The 6355-nt window shown below is 57.9% G+C and carries 7 protein-coding genes; 2 read left to right on the top strand and 5 right to left on the bottom strand.

Going from position 1 to position 6355, the window contains the following annotated elements; genetic code table 11:
• Positions 1–313: 313 nt before the first annotated feature.
• A complete protein-coding gene (locus IL54_RS02655; RefSeq protein WP_037472959.1) occupies positions 314–913 on the top strand; it encodes an RNA polymerase sigma factor in 600 nt (199 codons plus the stop codon).
• A complete protein-coding gene (locus IL54_RS02650; RefSeq protein ID WP_037472955.1) occupies positions 837–1865 on the top strand; it encodes a FecR family protein in 1029 nt (342 codons plus the stop codon). The genes IL54_RS02655 and IL54_RS02650 overlap by 77 nt, the downstream gene beginning before the upstream one ends.
• Here the strand turns inward: IL54_RS02650 and IL54_RS02645 are convergent.
• The 5 genes from IL54_RS02645 to IL54_RS23875 all read right to left on the bottom strand — a co-directional run bounded on the left by IL54_RS02645 (position 1862) and on the right by IL54_RS23875 (position 6270).
• On the bottom strand, positions 1862–2596 hold the full coding sequence (locus IL54_RS02645) for an NAD-dependent deacylase (protein ID WP_037472949.1): 735 nt from the start codon (positions 2594–2596) through the stop codon (positions 1862–1864). The genes IL54_RS02650 and IL54_RS02645 overlap by 4 nt on opposite strands.
• A gap of 318 nt (positions 2597–2914) precedes the next feature.
• Positions 2915–3190, bottom strand: coding sequence for a hypothetical protein (locus tag IL54_RS02635; RefSeq protein WP_037472943.1), 276 nt, complete (start codon positions 3188–3190; stop codon positions 2915–2917).
• Positions 3191–3198: 8 nt separating this feature from the next.
• Positions 3199–3414 (bottom strand): hypothetical protein, encoded by a 216-nt coding sequence (locus IL54_RS02630; RefSeq protein WP_037472941.1) that lies wholly within the window; start codon positions 3412–3414, stop codon positions 3199–3201.
• Positions 3414–3677, bottom strand: coding sequence for a hypothetical protein (locus tag IL54_RS02625; RefSeq protein WP_037472939.1), 264 nt, complete (start codon positions 3675–3677; stop codon positions 3414–3416). Before IL54_RS02625 ends, IL54_RS02630 begins: the two co-directional genes overlap by 1 nt.
• Positions 3678–3732: 55 nt before the next feature.
• Positions 3733–6270, bottom strand: coding sequence for a hypothetical protein (locus IL54_RS23875; RefSeq protein WP_156106085.1), 2538 nt, complete (start codon positions 6268–6270; stop codon positions 3733–3735).
• Positions 6271–6355 lie beyond the last annotated feature (85 nt).

Here is a 6355-nt window from a genome sequence, read left to right as displayed (position 1 = left end):
CCCAGTCCCCCGATGAGATGCCCCCGCCCGCGACTCCGGTCGAATTGCCGATGACAGAGCCGGACGAAATCGTGCCTGTCGGCCCGGATTATGACCAGCCCAACCGCGCACCGGCAGAGTTTCCCCCGGACTGAGTAACGAACAGTGTGATCAAAACCACATATCGATAATTTTCTTACCCAAAGATGGAACAATTTGGTCGATCGCAAAAATTTCGTCGCCGCGCCGCTGGACAGCCCCCTGCAAGCATGATTGAATTGTGAAAGAAAAAAGAAATCGGGAGAGGCGCGGCTGACAAAATAAGGGGGTCGACGTGCATAAGGTTCGCGCCAAATTAGAATGGTTCAAGACCGTGATATTGCCGCAGGAGGCCGCGCTGCGCGGTCGCCTTCGCCGCATCCTTCCCTCAGCCCATGAGCTGGAGGATATGTGCGCGGAAGTCATGGCACGGGCCTATGCCACCGATAATTGGGAAAATGTGACGACGGGCCGCGCCTATCTGTTCACCATCGCCCGCAACCTCGTCATCGACACGGCCCGCCGCAACAAGGTGGTCAGTTTCGAAACGATCGCCGATCTGGAATTGCTGGGCGGCGACAATAATATCGAAGCGCAATTGCACGCCCGCGAAGCGCTGCGTCAGGTCGAAACGATTGTCGAATCGCTGCCGCCGCAATGTCGTCGCGTCTTCATTCTTCGTCGCATCCACGAAAAATCGATGCTGGAAATAGCGGAGGACATGTCGCTATCCGTTTCTACAGTTGAAAAACATCTAGCCAAAGCAATCGCAATAGTTATGCGGGCCTGGGCGGAACGTGAGGAAACGGATTTCGAGCGTGCAGGCGTCGGGGCCAACTTCAAGCAGCGGTCCCAGGGACGCGATCGAAGCGGAAGCCGCGCGCCTGCTGGCTAAGCTCCATAGCGATCCGACACCCCAGGAAGAAGCCGAGATTTGCGACTGGGTCGAGAGCGACCCACGCAATGCCGTAGCCTTTGCCCGTGCCGAAGCCGCATGGGATGCGGCCGAGCGCCTCAAGAGCGCCGCCGCCGATGTCACCCTGCCTTCGATGCCGGAGATCGTCAGCGAAGAGCAGCAGCGCCGCCTGTCGCGCAACATCATGATCGCCGCCGCCGTCGCGATCCTGTTCTTCATCTTTGCCGCTATCGTCACCGTCCGCACGTTCAGCGGCGTCGATCGCTATGAAGCGGCGCTTGGCGAAATTCGCGACGTCACGCTCGACGATGGCTCGATCGTTCACCTCAACAGCGACAGCGAAGTGGAAGTCCGCTTTACCGGCCATGGCCGCAAGGTGCGGATCGTCAAGGGCGAGGCCTCTTTCGAGGTGGCCCCCGACAGCGAACGCCCGTTCGACGTGGAAGTGCGATCCGCCCTGATCCGCGCCGTCGGCACCGCCTTCAACGTGCGCATGCGCCCCGCGCTGACCGAATTGACGGTCACGCACGGCACGGTGACGGTCCATTGCGGCAACAAGGCGCAGCAACGGGTGACCGCTGGCAATGGCGCGGTGATCCAGCCGCGGACCATCGTGCTGACGCGGCTGGGCGACAGGCTGGTCAGCCAGCGCATCGCCTGGCGCCATCAAATGCTGGAACTGGATGGCGAAACCATCGAGCAGGCGACGGCCGAATTCAACCGCTATCGCAAAGCGCCGATCCTGATCGGCGATACCCGCGTGTCTCCGCTCCGAATCGGCGGCCGCTTCCGCGTGCATGACAGTCGCGCATTCCTATCCGCCCTGGAACGGACATTGCCCGTCCGCACCGTGCGGGGCGAGGATGGATCGGTCATGCTGCTCTATCGCGACGAAGAATCGACGCAGGCGAGCGAGAGCGACAGGTCTTAACCCAATAGCTCCCGCACCAGTTGCGGCACGAGTTGGCTGGCCGGGCCGAGGCGGCTGTCTTCGAAATAGATACTGCCGGCCGACGGATCGAGATTGAGTTCCAATGTGCGGGCACCGACATGGCGGGCCGTCTGCACGAAGCCGGCGGCGGGATAGACCGCGCCCGATGTGCCGATCGACACAAACAGGTCGGCGTGGCGCACTGCTTCGTCGATGGCATCCATCTGATAGGGCATTTCGCCGAAAAAGACGATGTCGGGGCGCAGACGGGGCTGCCCGCATCCCATGCAGACCGTCCCCGGCGGCAAGGCTTGCGTCCACGGCACCGCCTTGCCGCACGCGGCACAGAGCGCGGATTGCAGTTCGCCATGCATGTGGATCAGCCGCTTTGCCCCTGCGCGCTCATGCAGGTCATCGACATTCTGCGTCACGATCAGCAATTCGCCCGGCCAGGCCGCATCGAGCGCAGCCAGCGCTTCATGCGCCGGATTGGGGGAGACGGTTGCCAGGGTTGTGCGGCGCTCGTCGTAGAAGCGATGCACCAAAGCGGGATTGCGCGCCAGCGCCTCAGGGGTGCAGACATCCTCCACCCTGTGAAAAAATGGAACTCCTGCATTATCCGTGCTTTCCCAATAGCTTATGCCATTTTTGGACCGGAAAGTGGGTATCCCGCTTTCGGCTGATAGGCCTGCGCCCGTCAATATCACGATATTCTGAATGTCGTTTTTCATGGCCCTATCGTAGGCGATCTGGTCGCGTGTGATAAGTAGTCGATGGACAACCACCCTCCCCTCTTTACCGACTGCGGCGCACACTGGACCACAGACGATCGCGCCCCGGATATCCTAGATCACGATTGGCAAACGACGGACGACCAGCACCATCATCTGGACCAGCCATACTTCCGCGACCCTACCGCAAAGCTGGAATGGTTCGCACGACGCTCCTATGCCCTCGCACAAAAGGCCAGCGCATTGGCTGGCCTTGAATATGTGCAGGATGATGATGATGCGCCCACGATGGACGCATATGGTCACGCGGATATAGTGCTAGATGATATCCTGTCGCGCTTCGATCCGGGCGACCGATAGGCGCACTTCCGTCATTTCCTCGACCATCCGTTCGAGCCGCATCAGAAGCGCGGTATATTCAGTCCGGTGATTGTTTTTGACGTGCATGATTTCAGTGGCGACATCCACCAGCGCGCGATCGTGGTCAGATAGACGATGTTCGATATCGGCCACCTTGACACCCATCGACCAGATGGACCGGAAACCAGCCGCCGCAGCAGAGGCGATCGTAATGGCCGATATGACCATGGTCATATCCAAAGTCACAACAGGTCACCTGCACTTTCTTCCACACCAGCGGGTGCGAGGATCACATTGCGCACGTCCGTAGCCGTTTCTGGTGCGACCAGACCGAACAGCGTGGCGACACCAAGCGCCATGGTGATGTTGCGTCTGGTGACCAGCGGTAGGACGACACTGGCCGCGCTACCGATCATTTTGAGGGCACTTCCCGCCCACATTTTCAGTTTGCTTGTCATCACTCTGTTACCGCAGCATCCCATACCGCGATGATATCGGTCAGCCGTTCGCGTTCTTCCAAAAGCTGGATTCGTGACCCCAATAGCGATGACATTTGCTGACTGATGATCTGATCAGTCTTGTAGTCGATCGCGTTGTTTTCGCGATGCAAGTCGGTGTCAGAGCGCAGTTCGTCCAGTGCAGCAATCAGTGTGTCGATCGCGGTCACACTCTGTTCAACGATGTCGCGTTGCGTCAGGTCAGGGTTGGTATATTGTGTCATTGTCAGTCCTCTAATTCCTCTCGTATTTAGCCGCTGCGGTGCGAAACGTATCGTGTTACCATTCGGTAGATGTCACGCTGATATACTGCGTCTGGATCGATCCACTGTAGGTGAAACCACGCGAAAACTCCGCGCTATAAGTGCGCGCAACCGTGTTCAGATATGGATCGGATGTGGTGGTCGATGACCAATAGTCATACGTATAGTCGATCCGACCACCGGCATCACCCGGCGTTGGCCGCAGACCATATAGCGTAATCGATCCGTTGATAGCGGAGTGCGTAACCAGCGTTCCACCGTCACGTTTGATGGTCATGCTAAAGCTACCAGACGGATTATTGGTTTTCACACCTTCATGCGAGAATCCGCCGTCATATGATGTCGCCGATCCAAAAGCGGTAAGCGCAGCGTTGTAGTCGTTGACGCCTGTCGTGGAAGCGGGGAACGTCACAGTAGCCGCCGAACGAAGCGCATATGAACCATTGACCGAAACGGTATTTCCGTTCGATGTTATCGCACCAGTGCTGGTCGATGCTGACGCAGCTTGGCTGGTATTTGACATCGATGATTTGAGCGTTCCCGCGATGATACCGCCCGCATAATATGCCTGACCATTGGTTTTCAGGAAGCTGATCGCGTTTGCTTCTGTGCAGTTCGCAAGACTGGACTGCGACGGACCTGTCCATTCCATAAATTGGTTGCTCGAACCGAATCCAGTCCCCTTAACGCTCATGGTGACACCATTGTTGAACACCATGGTTCCAGTCGTCATATCCACGCTGGTTTGACCCGATGGAGACACCATCAGACCGCCAACAAAGTTGGCTCTACCATGAAACGTGACATTACCACCAACCACGTCCATTGCGCGCAACTTGGACGATCCAAGGCGGATGCTATCAGCCTGCAATTCGATACCAGAACCGTTGCCGCTGGTAGCGCCATTTGCGGCCACAAGACGGACAGCAGCCGACGCGCTTCCCGCCGCAGTGACCATTTCGAGATAGGACGATGTGCGTCCGTTCAGTTCGCTGATGACGCCAGCTTGTGTCGAGACGGTTGCCGTCAGAGCATTGACATCAGCGGTCGCTTTCTTGGAGGCGATTTCCTGATCAGTCGCAGGCCGGAAAGCAACCCGGTGATAAATTAGATTGCTTGCAGTTGTGGTGGTGGTGTAGCCGGGAACGAAGCTGGCACGGTTAAGCAAAAATATCGTCCAGCCGTAAGCATTAGCAGACGTGATCTGAACAAGTTTGCGCCAGCGGCGAACATTGGTTCCCCCATCACCAACGATTCCAGCGATATCCGCGTCGTTATTAAAGTCGATGCGATGGTCCTGCGATCCCGCACCACCAGAAGAGGGCAGGGCGCGAAACAACGCACATGAACCAGCGAGCGATCCAGCTACACGTTGCATATCCACTTCCAGCACCACCCACATATTCTGGCTGATGACCTGTGCAGCTGTATAGTTCGTAGTTTTCACACCAACGGTTGATGCGTTGGTCGCCAGCATATTGACATTATATGCGTATGGACTGGTGACGCCCGCCACACGCTCGATAGCGGGCGATCCAGCGTGACTTGCATAACCAGTAGGATGACCTTGGCCGGTGGGCCAGTCAGCAAAGACAGGATTTGGATTGATACTGGCCGCCGCGATCGACGCCGACAATACAGCGGAGCTTTGCGCAGCCGCCGCTGCGTCCGTAGCGATGACAGCCTGACTGGTAGCGCTGTTCGCTGCTGATTGTGCGGTTCCAGAATGGCTAGCTGCTGTGTTCGCAGAGGTCGATGCTGACGACGCAGATGCATTCGCTGATGCAGCGGATGAACTTGCCGACGAAGCGGACGAAGCCGCCTCTCCAGCTTTGGTCTGTGCCGTGTTGGCATGACCACTGGCGCTGCTGGCCGATCCCGCCGCTGCGGTTGCTGACGATGCAGCTTGCGCCCTACTGGTGTTTGCACTGGACGCGCTGGACGATGCGTTACCAGCCTGCGTGGTCGCGGTATCGGCTGCTGAACTTGCGGACGACGCAGCGTTACCAGCGGCGTTAGCACTCGACTGTGCGCTGCTGGCCGATGCAGATGCAGCATTCGCGCTGTTCTGTGCGGCGATTTTTTCGGTTACATCGGTAACGCGGATCGATGCGACACGGACGGACATTCCCGCTTCCGTGTTTTGGTTGCGTAATCCAAAGCGCAGCCAAACAGTTTCAGGTGTCCACGCAGCGACACCAGCAGATGCAGTGTCAGAAAACAGCCCAACTATCTCGGTAACACCACCACCGGTTACGTTAGTTGTGAATACCCCGGACCATCCCGCGTCTGCGTAAAGCGCATCCATTCGCGCCATAACGAGATTGAATGTGTAATTACCGTCACCAGCGCGAACGCGGAACTTGGCGCGCACCTCATAGACGCGCCCTGCGGTCGCAGGAACGACACCGCGTGTCAGAACATTTGCACCACCCGTCGTCCATTCAAAATCAGCCCACGGGCCAAAGATACCATCACCAATTCCGAAACCAGCCTCACCAGCAGGAGCGACCGACGCAGGCGAACCGTGACGTGAAGCGGTCCACTGCGACATGCCACCACTGAAATCGAAAGGTAGTTGTCAATCGGCGTCCAAACGGGACCCCTTATCAGCGCGCAAAAGGGACCCCCTGTCAGGA

The sequence above is a fragment of the Sphingobium sp. ba1 genome (assembly GCF_000743655.1).
Lineage (GTDB): Bacteria > Pseudomonadota > Alphaproteobacteria > Sphingomonadales > Sphingomonadaceae > Sphingobium.
This window is presented reverse-complemented; position numbering and strand designations above follow the sequence as displayed.